Raw genomic sequence first — 16,279 nt, forward strand, 5'->3', positions numbered from 1 at the left:
CATTTCGAATACGGCACGGGGGATGATGGTGTCGGGTGTGGCGGAAATTTTCGGCACATCGGACAACAACCGGTGCGGATTCCGCGGCGTCCGCCGAGCCACTAGGTCCGAGCATGAGTGCGAACTCTGAGAGAAGGTCCGACCCCGACACGGGTATTTCCACCCGGCCGAGGAGTGGCGACCTGTCGCGTGCCGAATCCGACGCGGTGGCCGCGTTCACAGCGGAGTGGGAATCCACCCGGCGCCCACCGGCGATCGCCGAATATCTACCGGACGCCAGTACCTTGCGACGTGAGGCATTGCTGGAGCTGATCCGCGTCGACCTGCGCCATCGCTGGCTGCTTCGCCGCGGTAAAGGCGCGGGCACCGCGCCGGAACCGGCCGCGCGCATGCGCCTGACCGATTACTGCGCCGAATTCCCCGAACTCGCTTCCGACGATATTCCGGCCGGCTTGGTGTACGAGGAGTTCGTCATCCGCCGCCAGAGCGGCGAGCGGGTCGATCCGCGCGAATGCCTGCGCGAATATCCGCGGCAGGCGGAGCAACTGCGCGAGTTGCTGAACGCCGACGAAATCGACCAGAGCACCCGTCGCGCGACTCCGGAGGATTCCGTCTTGACCGCGGTCGCGCACAGCGACTCCGTTCTCGCCGACACCGTATTGAACCGAACCGCGGGGTCTGCTCGTGATTCCGAGGTGACCAGAACGACCGCCGCCGATCTGACGGGTACGGCCACCGCCGTGCCCACGACGATCGGGACCGGGCCGGGCCGCTCCGACCCGCTCGACCGGATCGAGATCGGTCAGCGGATCGACGACTTCGATCTGCTGACCGGTCTGGGCAGCGGTGCGTTCGCCCGGGTCTTCCTCGCGCGGCAGCGCTCGCTGCAACGGCTGGTCGCGGTGAAGATCTCCAGCGATCACGGCACCGAGCCGCAGACGCTGGCCCAGCTCGACCACGACTACATCGTGCGGGTCTTCGACCAGCGGCTGCTGGACGACGCCGAGGGCGCCGCGCGCCGGCTGCGGCTGCTCTACATGCAGTTCCTGCCCGGAGGCACGCTGCTCGGCGTACTGCGCTGGGTGCGCGCGACCCCACCCGAGGAGCGCAGCGGCAGGCTTCTGCTGGACGCCGTGGACGCGGCCATGGAGGAGAAGGGCGAGATCCGGCCGACCGACTCCAGCGTGCGCGCCGAGATCGCGGCGCTGAGCTGGCCGGAGACGGTGGCGTGGCTGGGCCGCAGGCTGGCCGAGGCGCTGGACTACGCCTCCTCGCACGGCGTGCTGCACCGCGACGTCAAACCGGCCAATGTCCTGCTCACCGCCGAGGGCGTGCCGAAACTCGCCGACTTCAACATCAGCTTCAGCCGCAACGTGGAGGGCACCAGCCCGGTGGCCTACTTCGGCGGATCACTGGCCTACATGTCACCGGAACAACTGGAGGCCTGCCATCCCAGTTTCGGCCGCAGTGCCGCCGACCTGGATACCCGCGCCGACATCTATTCGCTCGGCGTGGTGTTGTGGGAGCTGCTCACCGGTGCGAAGCCGTTCGACGACCGCACGGCGGGGGCGGGTGACCAAGGCGACGACACCACGCTGGAGGCCATGCTGGAGCGGCGCAGCAGCGGCGTGGACGAGACCGCGCTGCAGCGGGTTCCGGCCGACTGTCCCGCCGCGTTGCGGCGCATCCTTCTGACCTGCCTCGCCCCCGAGCGGGCCGACCGGTGGTCCAGCGGCGCGATCCTGGCCAGGCAGCTGGAGATGTGCCTGGACGAACGCGCGCGAGAATTGGTCGACCCCGCGCCGAACAGCTGGCGGCTGCGGCTGCGCCCCTACATCGTTCCGGTGGCGCTGGTGGCGATGGCGCTGCCGAATGTGCTCGCCTCGCTGTACAACATCCAGCACAACCAGCACCTGATCATCAGCCGGATGACCGAGGAGGCCCAGCAGACCTTCCTCATCATCACCGGCGTGGTGAACGCGATCTTCTTCCCGACCGGCATCGCGCTCGTGCTGTATATGGCGAGATACGTGCTGACGGTGCCGCGCGGCCTACGCAAAGGACGAAGATACGATCCGGGAACCCTGCGGCGTGCCAGACGCGATGCGTTGCTGATGGGCGATCGGGCCGTGGCCGTGGCCTTCTCGCTGTGGGTGCTGGCCGGACTGATCTTCCCGATCGCGCTACAGGTGTCGACGGGAGATATATCGGCACAGGCCGTGGTGCACTTCTTCTCCTCGTTGGTGGTGTGCGGCGCGATCGCGGTCGCCTATCCCTTCTTCCTGCTGACGTTCTACCTGGTGCGGTGCGTCTATCCCTTGTTCCTCCGGCACGGCGACATCAGCCCCGAGGACGCGGTCTGGCTGCGCGGCCTTGACCGGCGCTGCAACGGCTACCTCGCGGTGGCCGCCTCGGTGCCGCTGCTCGCGGTCACCGGGGTGACCTTCCTGCCCCCGTCCGACATCCCCTCGGTCATCGTCGCGGTTCGGCTGCTGTGTGTGGGCGGCATAATCGCGTTCGTGGGCACCTATCTGCTGTTCCGTGCGCTGGAAGCGGACCTACGGGCGCTGGAGCGGGTGGTCGATCCGGAATCCGCCGAATCGGGGGCCGCCGAGGGCCGACCCGCCCGATCGACCGCGACCGCCGTGGAGACCGACACGTGAGTTTGCCCCGCACCGATGCCGTCGCCCGCTTCTCCGCCGACTGGCAGCGCAGTCTCCATGGTGATCGCTTGCCGCCGCAGATTCGCGACTACGTACCCGACGGCACGCAAGTTCGCCTGGGGGTACTCGTCGATCTGATCCGGGTGGATCTGCGGCGACGCTGGGAGCGCGAAGGGCTCGGCAAACGGATCGCCGACTATCGCGAGGAATTCCCCGATGTGGAGACCAGCTCCGAGTTGGTCGACCTGCTGTGCGAGGAATTTCTGGCGCGTCGCGGACGCGGACCGCTGCCGCTGGAGGACTTCCTCGCCGAATACCCGGACCTCGCCGGCGCGGTCCGCGAGCACCTCGCCGATCTCGCCGCCGACGATGCCCACCCGGACGCCGACTCGAGCGAAGCCCTCGCCGCGCTCGCCGATCTCGCGCCGGGCCTGCGGATCGATGACTTCGACCTGCTCACCGACCTGGGCGCGGGACTGCTCGGCCGGGTCTTCCTAGCCAGGCAGCGTTCCATGCAACGGCTGGTCGCCGTCCGGTTCTCGGCGGGCCGGGCGGGCGCGGCGCACACGATGGCCCAGCTCGACCACGCCCACATCGTGCGGGTCTTCGACCAGCGAGTACTCAGCGCCGACGCCGCACAGGCCCTGACCATCGCGGGTCCTCCCGCGAACGGCCGCCACACCGCGGCGAACGCCGCCATCGCCGCGCCGCGCCTCGACCTCGACGCCGCGGCCGTCCCGTCCAGCCGGACGAGCCGCCCCGGCGACGACGACACCATCGTGGCGCCGACAACCCGAACGACGAGCCACCCCAGCGACGACGAAACGGTCCCCGGCCCGCGCACGCACGGCGCCGAGAGGCGCGCCCCGACCGTCACGGGTGACGCGACAGCCACCGCGCCAGAAGGTATCGATGACGAGACCGTGGTCAGCGCGCCCGATACGACCGCTGCGGTCCGCCCACGCAGTGCTCTGATTCCCGATTCCGGACGATCGGCCGAACCTCGTGACGCCGCCGCGGTTGCGGCTCATCCGGACGCGGTGACCGAGCGATCGAGCGATCCGGACGCGGCCATCGCGGTCCCTCCGGACGACATCGCATCCGCGCCCCCGCGACCGCCCCTCGCACCGGAGTCCAGGACGACCGCCCTCCCGCGTCTGGTCTACATGCAATACCTCCCCGGCGGCACGGCGGTCGACCTGCTCGAGCAACGCCGTCGCGGCCCCGTGACCGACGGCGGCGCCCTGCTGCTGCGCGCGGTGGACACCGCCATGGAGGCCAAGGGCGAGATCCGGCCGTCGGATTCGAGCGTGCGCGCCGAGATCGCGCGGCTGAACTGGCCGGAGACCGTGGCGTGGGTGGGCAGGCGGCTGGCCGACGCGCTGGATTACGCCGCACACCATGGCGTGCTGCACCACGACATCAAACCGGCGAACGTGCTGTTCACCGCGGAGGGCATTCCCAAGCTGGCCGATTTCGCCCTCGGTGAGGTACCTGGGCGCACCGCGCCGCACGGTCCCGGCGGGACCGACGCACTGGTCTACCGCTCTCCGGAGCAGCTGAGCCGCTACCTCGACCCTGACGCGCCCGCCCCCGGCGACGCCAGCGACGTCTACTCCCTCGGTGTGCTGCTCTGGGAAATGCTCACGGGCGCAACCCCCTTCGACGATCCGCCACTGGAGCAGAGCGGCCCTGGCACCGAGACGTACACGCGGATGCTCGCGGAGCGCCGCGGCGGCGTCTCGGCCGCGGCGCTCGCGCGCCTGCCGGAAGACACGCCGGCCACGCTGCGTCGCGTACTGCTGGACTGTCTGCACGAAGACCCGCAGCGGCGCTGGCGCGGCGGCGCCGAACTCGCGGGACAACTCGACCTCTGCCTGGACACCCGCGCGCGCGACCTGGTCGATCCCCCGCCCGGCAGTCTCGCCCATCGCGCCCGCGGGTGGCTGCTTCCGGTCGCGGCGCTGTGCGTCGGCGTGCCGAACGTGCTGGCCAGCTTCTACAACATCCAGCTGAACCAGACCCTGATCATCGACCGGATGTCGACCGCGGACCAGGAGAAGTTCACGGCGGTCGGATTGATCAACAACCTCATCGCGTTCCCGGTCGCCGCGCTGCTGCTGTTGTTCATGACCCGGCGGCCGCTCGCCATCTCCTACCGCCTCGGCCGTGGCGACGGCTACTCCGCGCGCACGCTCGCGAAAGCACGCCGCGACACCTTGCTGATGGGTGACTGGGCGGTGTGGATACCCTTCGGCTTCTGGCTGGTCGCGGGCATCGTCTGGCCGCTCGGGCTGGCCTTCTCCGGAGTCGACCTGCCGCGTGGCACCTTCTTGCACTTCTTCGCCGCGCAGATCGTGTGCGCGGCGATCGCGCTCGCCTATCCGTTCTTTCCGATCATGGTCTACTCGGTGCGCGCGATCTATCCACAGCTGCTGGTGCGCGGCGGTATCGGTCCCGACGACGAACGCCAGCTCCGCGCGCTGGCCAGGCGCGGCAGCTTCTACCTCGGTGTGGCGGCATCGGTTCCGCTGCTCGGCGTGGCGAGCGCGACCTTCGTCGAGGCCGACGACCTGGAGCTGGTGATCGTTCCGGTGCGTGTGCTGAGCGTGGGTGGCATCCTGGCATTCGTGTTGACCTATCGACTGTTCCGGCTCCTGGAAGCGGATCTGCTCGCTCTGGCCAGGGCGATTCCCCAGCGGACGCGATGACCACACCCCGCCCGCTGGGACGGCTGGTGAACCTGTCGCACGTCCACGATCCGGTCACCACACCGCTGTACCCGGAGGATCCGGAATTCCGCACCGACATCGTGGCCACGATCGCGAACGACGGCTACCTCCTGCGCTATATCCAGCAGGGCGAACACACCGGAACACATTGGGGTGCGCCGATTCATTTCCGTGCGGACGGACTGGCCGCCGACGAACTCGACCTCGACGATCTGCTGCTGCCCGCGGTGAAGATCGATCTCCGGCAGCGCTGCGCGAACGATCGCGACTACGCGATCACGGTCGACGATCTGAAGCGGTGGGAGGCCGAGCACGGCCGGATCCCGGACAGCGCCGCGATCGTCGCCTGGACCGGGTGGGACGCCAAGTGGGGCACGCCGGAGTTCGTCGGCACGGGCGAATCAGCCGGTCGGCAACCCGGTTTCGCGGTGCAGACGGTGGAATGGCTGCTGCGCGGCGGCAGGCTCGGCCGCCGCGGCGCGCTTGGCATCGACACATTCGGCCCCGACGTGGGCACCGACGAGACGTACGCGGTGTCGAAGCTGCTCTACGGCGAGCACCGGATCAGCTTGGAATGCTTGGCGAACCTGGCGGCACTGCCCGCAACCGGGGCGTGGGTGCTGGTGGGCGGACCGCTCTATCGCGGCGGTTCCGGTTCGCCGGCAACGATTTTCGGCATCCTGCCCGGATGAGGTCTCAGCCGCCGTAGACCTTGGGGTTGAGGGTGCCGATGTAGGGCAGGTCGCGGTAGCGCTCCGCGTAGTCGAGGCCGTAGCCGACGACGAATTCGTTCGGGATGTCGAATCCGACGTGCGCGACCTCCACCGGCGTGCGTAGCGCGTCGGGCTTGCGTAGCAAGGTGACCACCTCGAGCGAAGCCGGGTTACGGGTGGACAGGTTGCGCTTGAGCCACGACAGCGTGAGCCCGGAGTCGATGATGTCCTCGACGATCAGGACGTTGCGGCCCGCGATGTCCTTGTCCAAGTCCTTCATGATGCGCACCACACCCGAGGACGAGGTCGACGACCCGTAGGACGAGACGGCCATGAACTCCATCTGGGTCGGGATCGGCAGAGCCTTGGCCAGGTCGGTCATGAAGAAGATCGCGCCCTTGAGCACGCCCACCAACAGCAGATCGCCCTCCGGAGCGTCGGGTGGATACCGCTTGGCGATGAGTTCGGCCAGCTCCTGGGTCTTGGCGGCGATCTGTTCCGCGGTGATCAGCACCGACGCGATGTCATCCCCGTACACGTCAGCTGGATTCCCTTCCGTGGTGGTGAGCCCGTTCGGCCGGTTCGGTCTGCGTCATCGGTCCGATGCCAGCCTCACCCAGCCGCAGTGTCAGCCTGCCATGTTCGCGCCCCGCGACCAACCTGCTACCCGGCATGCCGCCGCCGACCGCGACGCCGCCCTGTCCGCGCCAAGCCGTAACCAGTTCGTCGACTGCCTGTAAATGCTTGGTGGTCAGGGCTTTCGCACCGTGCTCGAGCAGCCATGCCCGAATCGCCCGTTTCCGCAGAGCCGCGGGTGCAGTGGCGAGGGTCTCGATCACCAGCGCCCGCCCATCACCGGCGGTGTGCCGCAGCTCGGCGGCGAGCGCGTCGAGAACCGCCCCGTCCTCCCGCAGTTGTTCGGCCGTACGCGCCAGCGCCGGGGCCACCCCGCCGCCGAGGATCTGCTCCAACAGCGGCAACGCCTCGGTGCGTAGCCGGACCCTGGTGAACTCCGGCGCCACGTTGTGCGGGTCGTCGTGCGGCGTCACGCCCAGATCGGCGCACACGCGCCGGGTGGTCTCCCGGCGCACGCCGAGCAACGGCCGCCCCCACGGCTCGGCGTACGCGGACATCCCTTGGATCGAGCGGCCACCGGAGCCGCGTGCGAGCCCGAGCAGCACCGTTTCGGCCTGGTCGTCGAGGGTGTGCCCGAGCAGCACCGGAAGACCGTGGCGCGCGGAGTCCAGCGCGGCATACCGCGCCCGGCGCGCGGCGGCTTCCACACCGCCCTCGGTGCCGACCTGGACCGCGAGCACGCGCGCGGACCGGCAGCCGAGGGCGAGTGCCTGTGCCGCGGCCTCGGCGGCGACGGCGCCGGAACCGGGTTGTAGGCGATGATCCACCACCAAGGCGTCGACCGCGCCCGTCTCGACCACTGCCGCCGCGGTGAGAGCCAGCGAATCCGCGCCGCCGGACAGCGCCACCGCGACCGCCTGCTCCTCGGTCTCACGCGGCCCGAACCTGCTCAGCCAATCCCGGACCGCTCGACGAACGGCCAGCACAGCGGCGGTCTCGGGCAATCGCCGGGCGGCGGACGGCCGCCCGGATCCGGATGTCCCGCTCTCCGGCCCGAAGCGCCCGGGTGTCGTTCCTGGCGCACGCCCCATGGGCGCAGCCTACCGGCCGACCGCGCACGGCGAGTCGCCGCCGAGCCGGGAACCCTCGTTCAGTCCAGTACTCGTTCGATCCAGCGCTGCGGCTGCTCGATCTCGTCGGTGCGCGGCAGCGTGTCGGCTTCGGTCCACACCGTGTTGAACCGCGTCATCCCGACGGTGGCGACCACCTCATCGACGAATTTCTTGCCACGCACGTACTGGGCGACCTTCGCGTCCACGCCGAGCAGCGCGCGCAGGAGTCGCTGCACCGGGTTGGTCGGACGCCTGCGGCGCTGGTCGAACGCGGTGCGGATCTGCTCGACCGACGGGACGACCGCAGGACCGACCGCGTCCATGACGTGATCGGCGTGCCCCTCCAACAGGGTGCCGAGCATGAGCAGGCGGTCCAGCGCCGCACGCTGCGGCGGCGCCTGGGTGGCACGCAGCAGCCCGACCACACCGCGCGCGGCCGGATCGTCGGGGGCGGTTCCGCGACGGCGATCGCGCACCTCTTCGACCAGCCGGGACAGCATGTCGCTCACCGGCTCGTCCCCGGCCTCGCCGAGTACCTCGACGTTCGCGCGCATGTATTCGCCGAGCCAGGGCGCGGAGGAGAACTGCACCCGGTGGGTCACCTCGTGCAGGCACACCCACAGCCGGAAATCGCTCGCCGACACCCCGAGCGCCCGCTCCACCGCGACGATGTTCGGCGCGACCAGCAACAGAGTGCCGTCCGGCCCCGTGAAAGGGTCGTATTGACCGAGGATCGCGGTGGAGAGGAAGGCGAGCATGGCGCCCGCCTGCACCCCGGCGGGTTTACCCGCGAGGAGCTTGCGGTCGGTCTGCGCCTCATCCGCCCCGGTGAGCTGGGCCATCGAGTCGGCGGCGGCCGTGATCCACCCCGGCCGGTCGACGATTCTGGCCGCCGGGACCGGCCGGTCGTCCAGCAACCCGCTGACCTCGCGCACCGGCGCCTCGGCCCGCACGGAGGCATCGGCGAGCTCGGCGACCACCTGCTCGGCCGAATAGCGCGACGTGCGCGGACCCGCGGGCACCAGAACGGAGCCGGTCCGCGCGGCCAAACGCCAATCGACCACGCCGGACAAGCCCGAGCGCGGTTTTCGCCGCTCGACCGTGCCGGCGGAGCCGAAATCGGCTGTCTCGGAACCTTGCTGGGTCATGATCAACCACCCGTCACGAGCATCCACAGTTTCGCAGCGTGCCTGCGATCGCGTCCAACGCGGGCCTGCTCACCTCCGGTGGTCGATCGTTCGACATCAGTGCGAAGGTCAGCACCCGCCCATCGGCGTCCAGCACATATCCGACCAACGCGCTGGAGACCGACAGAGTTCCGGTCTTGGCTCGCACCCAGCCCGCCGCCTGACGATCCCGGGTGACGTAGCGGCTGGTCAGCGAGCCCGTGGCGCCGGCGACCGGCAGGTTGTCGAGCATCGGCGTCAAGGTCGCCGCGACCCGGCCGTTCTCGGGCCGGGCCTTGGTGCCTGCCGGTCGCACCGCCGTGGCGCCGGTGGGCTCGGCCGCGGTCGCCACGACCCGGTCGAGCAATCGCGCGGGAATCCGGTCGTCTACCGAAAGCCCGCTGCTGTCGTGCATATCCAGGCCGGACAGATCGAAACCGGCCTTGCTCAGCGCCGTGCGCACCGCGGTGACCCCGCCGGTGAACGAGGCCTCGCCGCCGGTGGCGGTCGCGATCTCCCGTCCGATCGCCTCGGCGAGCACGTTGTCGGAGTAGACCATCATGTCGCGCAGCCGGTCGCGCAGCGGCGCCGAACGCACCGAGGCGACCTCGGCCGCGCCCGCGGGTGCGGCGCCCGCCCGGACCCGCGCCGGGTCGAGCCCCAGTTCGGTGGCCAGCCGCCGTCCCGCGTCCAGAGCGGGCGTCGCGGTGCGCGGCGAGTACTCGACTAGCGGTTGCAACCGGCCGCCGTCGATCATCACCGGCTCGATCGGGGCGATGGACCCCTCGGGGATGTCGACCGGGTCCCAGCCCTGCGCCATGGTCGGGCCGGTGTAGGCGGAGAGGTCGACGACGATCGTGTCCACCGCGCGGCCCGCGGACTTGATCTGGGTGACCAGATCGGACAGACGCGGTCCGTTCGGGTAGTACCCCTTGCCGTCCGGCTGCGCGGTGAGCGTCGGATCGCCGCCGCCGACCAACACCAGTTCGTTCGGCGCCGCACCGGCGACCACCTTCGTGGTCACCCGTTGCTCGGCGGGCAGCGTGAGCAGAGCGGCCGCGGTGGTGAGGATCTTCGCGGTGGACGACGGGATCATCGGCCGGTTCGCGTCGCCGCTCCACAGCACCGTCCCGCTGTCGGCGTCGGTCACCTGGCCCGCGAACGCGCCGAGGTCCGGATTGGCGATCACCGGGGCCAGCGCGGCGGCGATCCCGGCGGAACTCGGCGCGGAACCGGTGGGCCGGGCCGGGACGACCTGCCCGGACGGCTCGGTCGGCGCGGGCGGGGCGGCGATGGTCAGACCACCGTGCCGGAACTCCTCGGTCCACGGCCGCACCGCGAGCAGTGCCACCGCGGCGGCCACGGCCAGCACGACCAGCACGGTCGAGATCAACAGCCATCTGTTGCGGCGCCGCCGAGCGGCCAGCCCACCGATGTTCTCGTTGCCACCAAACACGTCGCCGCCGCTCTCCTGACCGATTCCCGCAGCAGCCGCCTGCCGCACCCATGTCCCCGACGACCACACTATCCTCGTTGCGCAACCGTTCCCCTGAACAACCTGGCGAGTCGGCGCACTCCGCAGCGGCCGAGTCGGCAGTCGCCGAATAGCAGCCGAGTCGCAGAACTCGGCACCGATGCACGAAGGAGATGGCGTGGAGTTCGACGTCACGATCGAGATCCCCAAGGGTTCCCGGAACAAGTACGAGGTCGATCACGAGACCGGCCGGGTCCGGCTCGACCGGTTCCTGTACACGTCCATGGTCTATCCCGCCGACTACGGCTACATCGAGAACACCCTCGGCGAGGACGGCGACCCGCTGGACGCGCTGGTCCTGCTGCCCGATTCGGTGTTCCCCGGCGTGATCGTGGAGGCCAGGCCGGTCGCCATGTACAAGATGACCGACGAGGCGGGCGGCGACGACAAGATCCTGTGCGTGCCCGCGGGCGACCCGCGCTGGGACCACATCCAGGATCTGAAGGATGTCCCGGAGTTCGAGCTGGCCGCGATCAAGCACTTCTTCGAGCGCTACAAGGATCTCGAGCCCGGCAAGTTCGTCAAGGGCTCGGAGTGGGTCGGGCGGGCCGAGGCCGAGGCCGAGGTGCAGGCGTCCATCCAGCGGTTGAAGGACCAGGGCGGACACTGAAGCCCTTCGGGCACAACGAAAGCGGGGAGTCCGGCAGACACCGGACTCCCCGCTTCGCGGTCGGGGTCACGAAAGGCGAAAAGGGACACCCGGAATCCGGATGCCCCTTCTCTGTGACAGGTGGCTCAGTAGTAGATGTACAGGTCGTAGCCGTCCCAGGTCTCGATGCACTCCCAGTAGTAGCCGCCGGTGCTCGGCGACTCGCCGTCGGCCCGGCACGCGCTCAGCGTGGCGTAGGTGCCGACGTAGGTGCCGCCGTAGGCGACCTCCTGGTAAACCGGTGCGGCGGAGGCCGAAGCGGCCGTCGACACCCCGGCGACGGCAGCGGTGGCCAGCAGACCAGTGGCGAAGAAGGACTTGATACGCATCGCTCTTGCTCCTGAATGCGAGATGAAATTTTTGACACCTCAAACGATATGGGCGATCGGCATCTCGCACAGCCACCCCTAGGGTGAGGGCAACGCAACCCTGAGGCGAATCACCTTGCCCACCCTCGATACCCACCCTTGGGGTCGGTGGCGGCGCACTCGCCCGGATGCGAGCGCGCCGCCGGTGTCAGTGGCCGCGGAATTCGGGCGCGCGCTTCTCGAAGACGGCCTTGACCGCCTCGGCGAGGTCCTCCGACGGCAGGAACGCGGCGTTCCACGCGGAGACGTAGCGCAGGCCCGCGGCGATCTCGTCCTTGCGCCGCTGCTCCAGCACGTCCTTGACGCCCTGCACCACCAGCGGCGGGTTCGCTGCGATCTCCCGCGCGGTGGCGTGCGCCGCGTCCAGCACCGCCTCTTGGTCGGGGAAGACGTCGTTGACCAGGCCGATCTTCTCCGCGCGCACGGCGTCGATGTCTTTGGCGGTGTAGGCGAGTTCGCGCAGGTGCCCCTCACCGATGATGCCGGGCAGCCGTTGCAGCGAGCCGACGTCGGCGACGATCGCGACCTTCGCCTCGCGCAGACTGAACTTCGCCTCCGCGCTGGCGTAGCGGATGTCGGCCGCCGCGATGAGATCCAGCCCGCCTCCGATGCACCAGCCGGACACCGCCGCGATCACCGGCTTGCGGCAGTCCGCCACGGCCGTGATCGCGGCCTGCATCTTGCGCACGTCGACGAGGAAGTCGGTGCGAGGGGCGGCCAGCGCGCGATCGGCCAGCAACGGGCCGAACGTGCCGCTCATCGCGGGCAGATCCAGACCGTAGGAGAAGTGTTTGCCGGAGCCGGTCAGCACGATCGCGCGCACCTCCGGATCGGCGTCCAGCGCCTGGAACACTTCCGGCAGCTCGCGCCAGAAGTCGGGACCCATCGCGTTGCCCTTGCCGGGGCCGATCAACGTCACCTGCGCGACGTGATCCTTCGTTTCGACGGTGAAAGCCTGCCAATCTGTCATTTGTACAGCGTATCGAGACAAATCGGAGCCCGTGTCCCGACCCGGTGATGCGCGACTCGGAAAGAAAACCTCGCCGCGTGTAAACCCTGCGCAAATTCGCAATGGTGTACTGGTCCGCGGTGGACAGAACAGCGGATCATGAGCAAGTCAGCAAACCTCATTCACCGGCTTCGGAGGACGTCATGCTGATGCATCGCGGGATCGGTCTCGACCGCTTCAACGAAATGCCACGCGGCCGCGCGGTGCACGCGCTGTACGAGTGCTGCTGCAACGTCACGTGGGCCGCGACACTGGCCGACGCTCGCCCCTATTCCGATCGGGACGCGCTGCTGAGCAAGGCCGATGTCGAACTGCTCGCGCTGTCCCAGCGGGACGTCGACCGCGCCTTCGAAGGGATTGCGCACGAACCGGTCTCGGCGCGAGACGTGACCGAACTCGCGCGGATAACCCGTGGGCGGATCGCCGGGATGCTCGGCCCGGCCGAGGGCTATCCGGAATACTGAGCCGACCGCGTGACTTCCCCGGCGTCCCGACCGCAATCGCTCTACCCTGGTGGGATGCGCAGGTCGTCATTGCCACCGGTCGCCTGCCGGGTCGCGGACACCCTCATCTCCCGGGGCCATCACGGTCTCATCGTGGCCCAGCCGGAGCCCACCCACACCGCCGACGACGCCGCGCGGGCGCTCGGCGTCGACGTGGGCGCGATCACGAAGTCACTGGTGTTCCTGCTCGACGACGACCCGGTGTTGCTGCTGGTCTCGGGGGCGCACCAGGTCGACCTGGCGAAGACCGGCGCGCGTCTGGAAGGGACGCTGACCCGCGCCCCCGCCGATATGGTGCGCCAGGTGACCGGTCAGCCCATCGGCGGCGTCGCGCCGGTCGGCCACCCGACCAACCTGCCCACTTGGGTCGACAACGCGCTGGCGCACCATCGGGAGGTATGGGCGGCGGGCGGGCATCCGAACACCATTTTCCGCACGTCGTTCCCGGAATTGCTGCGGATCACCGCGGGCTTGCCGATCGACGTCGACTAACTGGCGCCGGCGTCGCGAGATCGCGCCGGAGGCCGCGAAACTTCGATACTCGATGTCCGCCCGGTCCAGCGACGACCGGGGTCGCGTTCGACATGTGCCACCGCCGCGGGCCGTGAGACCCGCGTAGTTTCGTGTTGTGACCGAAGCACCACGGCCCGAGACGGAACTACAGGTTCCGGACGATCTGAGCGGCATCACCGCGGAGCAATATCGCGCATCGATGCGCCACTATCCGGCCGGCGTCACCGTCGTCACGCTGCGTTCGCCGCAAGGGCCGGTCGGCTTCACCGCGACTTCCTTCGCCTCGCTGTCGCTGGACCCGCCGCTTGTGTCGTTCAACATCGCGCACACCTCCTCCAGCCTGTCCGGCATGCTGGACGCCGAGTCCGTCGTCATCCATTTCCTCGGCGAACACCAGCAGCACCTGGCCCACCGGTTCTCCCGAACCGCGGAGGAGCGTTTCACCGACCGATCGCTGTGGACCACCCTCGACACCGGCGAACCGGTCCTGCACGGCACCCCGATCTGGCTGCGCGCCACCGTGCACCAACTGATCCCCATCGGCGACCACACCTTCGTCGTGGGGTTGGTCACCCGGGTACATGACAACACCGATGAGAAGCCCTCCGCCGCTCCGCTGCTGTACTACAACGGGCGCTACTACCGGCCGACCGCCCTCGGCGACTGATCCGAGTTCGCTACGCCACCCTCGGCCGCACCTGCACCACCAATTCGGCGTCGAGCGCACGGGCCAGCCGCTCCAGCACAGGAAGGCTGGGCACCGTCCCACCCGCCTCGAACCTGGCGACCGCGGACTGGGTCATACCTGCGGCATCGGCCAGCCCGGTCTGACTCCAGCCCCGCTCCTCGCGCATCCGCCGAATCGTCCGCCCCAGTTCATAAGCCAACCGAGCCGCTTCGTAAGCCTCCGCAGCGCCGGGTTCCTTCATCCGGCGGTTCCTGATTTCCGCCCAATCACCACGCTCAGCCATTGATCTCATCCTCCTCGGCCGTATGCCGCTCCGCGATGCAGCGGTCGAGCGCTCGTCGCGCTCGCTCGACCTCGGCATGCTCCCGCATCCTCGTCTTGACGAATACGGTCAGCATCACGATCCGACGACCAGGTGCAATCCAGTAGGTGAGCCGGACCGCGAAACTGTCCAAATAGAACCGCAGTTCCCGCAGCTTACCGTCCAACTGCCGGGTATACGGCTCGCCGAGCAGCGGTCCCTTGTCCCCGAGCAAATCGATGTAGAACGCCACCCGGGCGAATGCGACCGAGGGGAGCCTTTCCACCCAATCGCGCACCTCCGGTTCCAACTCCACAATACCCCAACCCATAGCATCAATGCTATATCGCCTGGGAGTCTTAGTACCCTTTTCGACGAGATCGAGGAACAAGCGTCGTTTCAGCCGACTAGGCAGGGAGCCGCGCCGGTGGGGGCTGTGGAGGTGAAGGGGCGCGTTTCGGGAGTCGGGTTCCATACGCCGTTCTCGGCGGCGTAGTTCCAGGTGGGGCCCGTCGCCACGAGGGTGGCTATCGCATCGATCAGACGGTCGACGTCGGCGGAGGTGGTGCCGAGGCCGATGCTCGCGCGCAGTGCGCCGTCCAAGCCGAGGCGGGTGAGCAGCGGGTGGGCGCAGAAGCGTCCGTCGCGGACGCCGATACCGTGTTCGGCGGAAAGAAAGGCGGCGACCTGGCCGGGGGCGAAATCGTCCAGGGTGAACGCGACGATGCCGACGGAGTCGGGGCTGTCGGTCCAAATGCGCAACAGCCGAACGCCAGGAATCTCGGCCAAGCCGTCGCGGAGACGGTCGGCGAGTCGATGTTCGTGCGCGGCAAGGGTTTCGGCGTCGATGGCACAGAGCGCGTCACAGGCGGCGGCCAGCGCGGCGGCGCCGAGCACGTTCGGCGACCCGGCTTCGTGCCGCTGCGGAGCGGGCGCCCACTCGGCCGCGTCGGTACTCACCTCACGCACCGCGCCCCCGCCCGCGAGGTAGGGCCGCGCCGCGTCGAGCCAATCCCGTCTGCCCACCAGCACACCCGAGCCGAACGGCGCGTACAGCTTGTGGCCGGAGAACGCCAGATAGTCGATTCCGCTGGCGCGCAGGCTGATTCGACGATGCGGAGCCAGCTGGGCCGCGTCGACCAGGATTCGGGCGCCGCACTGGTGCGCGACGGTGGCCAGCCGCTCCAGCGGAAGCACCTCGCCGGTCACATTCGACGCACCGGTCACCGCGAGCAGTGCGGCGGGCCTACTGCACAGTTCGGCGACCAGCCTGCCGATGGTCTCCTCCACCGTGTCGGCGGCCTGCACGACCCGCCTGCCCTGCCTGGTCCAGGGCAGGAAGTTGGCGTGGTGCTCGATGTCGAGCACCACGGTGTCGCCGGGCACGCAGGACGCGAGCAGGTTCAGCGAGTCGGTGGTGTTGCGGGTGAACACCACCACTTGGTCGTCGGCGGCGTCGAGGAACCGGGAGACCGACCCGCGGGCGGCCTCGTAGCACTCGGTGGAGATCCGGGAGGCGTAGCCCGCGCCGCGATGCACGCTCGCGTAGTACGGCAGCAACTGCTGCACCCGGTCGGTGACCTGCGTCAACGCCGGCGCGCTCGCCGCGTAGTCGAAGTTGGCGTAGGTGGCCGTTCCGCCTTGCACCAGCGGAACGAGCAATTCGTCGCCGGAGACCCGGGCGAGAGCGGCACAGGTGTTGTCGACAGTGGTAGTCATCACGTGAATCCCGTCGGCTCAGGGACCCGCAAT

16 protein-coding genes are annotated in these 16,279 nt (G+C 69.2%); 7 read left to right on the forward strand and 9 right to left on the reverse strand.

What is annotated here, in order from left to right; translation table 11 throughout:
- The first annotated feature begins 113 nt into the window (after nt 1-113).
- The 3 genes from ACL03I_RS23615 to ACL03I_RS23625 are packed head-to-tail and all read left to right on the forward strand — an operon-like array spanning nt 114 to nt 6,087.
- Entirely contained in the window at nt 114-2,663 is a 2,550-nt protein-coding gene (locus tag ACL03I_RS23615) for a serine/threonine-protein kinase (RefSeq protein ID WP_397275280.1), read from the forward strand.
- Nucleotides 2,660-5,374: a protein kinase domain-containing protein gene (locus tag ACL03I_RS23620; protein ID WP_412806974.1), complete on the forward strand. Its 2,715-nt coding sequence runs from the start codon at nt 2,660-2,662 to the stop codon at nt 5,372-5,374. Before ACL03I_RS23615 ends, ACL03I_RS23620 begins: the two co-directional genes overlap by 4 nt.
- A complete protein-coding gene (locus ACL03I_RS23625; protein WP_355079177.1) occupies nt 5,371-6,087 on the forward strand; it encodes a cyclase family protein in 717 nt (238 codons plus the stop codon). Before ACL03I_RS23620 ends, ACL03I_RS23625 begins: the two co-directional genes overlap by 4 nt.
- Nucleotides 6,088-6,091: 4 nt before the next feature.
- On the opposite strand, the gene hpt is transcribed toward ACL03I_RS23625, so the two are convergent.
- The 4 genes from hpt to ACL03I_RS23645 are packed head-to-tail and all read right to left on the reverse strand — an operon-like array spanning nt 6,092 to nt 10,397.
- Entirely contained in the window at nt 6,092-6,646 is a 555-nt protein-coding gene (gene hpt / locus ACL03I_RS23630) for a hypoxanthine phosphoribosyltransferase (protein WP_039794624.1), read from the reverse strand.
- A gap of 1 nt (nt 6,647) precedes the next feature.
- Complete coding sequence (tilS, locus tag ACL03I_RS23635) at nt 6,648-7,775, reverse strand: tRNA lysidine(34) synthetase TilS (protein WP_355079180.1); 1,128 nt, start codon at nt 7,773-7,775, stop codon at nt 6,648-6,650.
- Between the two features lie 59 nt (nt 7,776-7,834).
- Nucleotides 7,835-8,944 (reverse strand): zinc-dependent metalloprotease, encoded by a 1,110-nt coding sequence (locus ACL03I_RS23640; protein ID WP_412806975.1) that lies wholly within the window; start codon nt 8,942-8,944, stop codon nt 7,835-7,837.
- Between the two features lie 13 nt (nt 8,945-8,957).
- Nucleotides 8,958-10,397, reverse strand: coding sequence for a D-alanyl-D-alanine carboxypeptidase/D-alanyl-D-alanine-endopeptidase (locus ACL03I_RS23645; RefSeq protein ID WP_355079268.1), 1,440 nt, complete (start codon nt 10,395-10,397; stop codon nt 8,958-8,960).
- 217 nt (nt 10,398-10,614) lie between these two features.
- Here ACL03I_RS23645 and ACL03I_RS23650 point away from each other — a divergent pair, with 217 nt between their 5' ends.
- Nucleotides 10,615-11,106, forward strand: a complete 492-nt coding sequence (locus tag ACL03I_RS23650; protein ID WP_355079184.1) for an inorganic diphosphatase — start codon at nt 10,615-10,617, stop codon at nt 11,104-11,106.
- Between the two features lie 125 nt (nt 11,107-11,231).
- Here ACL03I_RS23650 and ACL03I_RS23655 read toward each other — a convergent pair whose 3' ends face one another.
- A complete protein-coding gene (locus tag ACL03I_RS23655) occupies nt 11,232-11,474 on the reverse strand; it encodes a hypothetical protein (protein ID WP_412806976.1) in 243 nt (80 codons plus the stop codon).
- Between the two features lie 187 nt (nt 11,475-11,661).
- Nucleotides 11,662-12,483: a crotonase/enoyl-CoA hydratase family protein gene (locus ACL03I_RS23660; RefSeq protein ID WP_412806977.1), complete on the reverse strand. Its 822-nt coding sequence runs from the start codon at nt 12,481-12,483 to the stop codon at nt 11,662-11,664.
- Between the two features lie 182 nt (nt 12,484-12,665).
- Between ACL03I_RS23660 and ACL03I_RS23665 the strand changes: the two genes are divergently transcribed.
- From ACL03I_RS23665 to ACL03I_RS23675, 3 genes are all read left to right on the forward strand, one after another.
- Nucleotides 12,666-12,986 (forward strand): 2-oxo-4-hydroxy-4-carboxy-5-ureidoimidazoline decarboxylase, encoded by a 321-nt coding sequence (locus ACL03I_RS23665; protein WP_355079187.1) that lies wholly within the window; start codon nt 12,666-12,668, stop codon nt 12,984-12,986.
- Between the two features lie 54 nt (nt 12,987-13,040).
- Complete coding sequence (locus ACL03I_RS23670; RefSeq protein ID WP_355079189.1) at nt 13,041-13,517, forward strand: YbaK/EbsC family protein; 477 nt, start codon at nt 13,041-13,043, stop codon at nt 13,515-13,517.
- A gap of 136 nt (nt 13,518-13,653) precedes the next feature.
- Nucleotides 13,654-14,205: a flavin reductase family protein gene (locus ACL03I_RS23675; protein ID WP_412806978.1), complete on the forward strand. Its 552-nt coding sequence runs from the start codon at nt 13,654-13,656 to the stop codon at nt 14,203-14,205.
- 10 nt (nt 14,206-14,215) lie between these two features.
- Here the strand turns inward: ACL03I_RS23675 and ACL03I_RS23680 are convergent, their stop codons facing one another.
- The 3 genes from ACL03I_RS23680 to ACL03I_RS23690 form a co-directional block, all read right to left on the reverse strand.
- Nucleotides 14,216-14,467 (reverse strand): helix-turn-helix domain-containing protein, encoded by a 252-nt coding sequence (locus tag ACL03I_RS23680; protein ID WP_356963535.1) that lies wholly within the window; start codon nt 14,465-14,467, stop codon nt 14,216-14,218.
- Between the two features lie 34 nt (nt 14,468-14,501).
- Nucleotides 14,502-14,858 (reverse strand): type II toxin-antitoxin system RelE/ParE family toxin, encoded by a 357-nt coding sequence (locus ACL03I_RS23685; RefSeq protein WP_355079195.1) that lies wholly within the window; start codon nt 14,856-14,858, stop codon nt 14,502-14,504.
- A gap of 68 nt (nt 14,859-14,926) precedes the next feature.
- Entirely contained in the window at nt 14,927-16,246 is a 1,320-nt protein-coding gene (locus ACL03I_RS23690) for an aminotransferase class V-fold PLP-dependent enzyme (protein WP_356963534.1), read from the reverse strand.
- Between the last annotated feature and the right edge of the window lie 33 nt (nt 16,247-16,279).

The sequence above is a fragment of the Nocardia sichangensis genome (genome assembly GCF_047200615.1).
In the GTDB taxonomy this organism is placed as follows: Bacteria; Actinomycetota; Actinomycetes; order Mycobacteriales; family Mycobacteriaceae; genus Nocardia; species Nocardia sichangensis.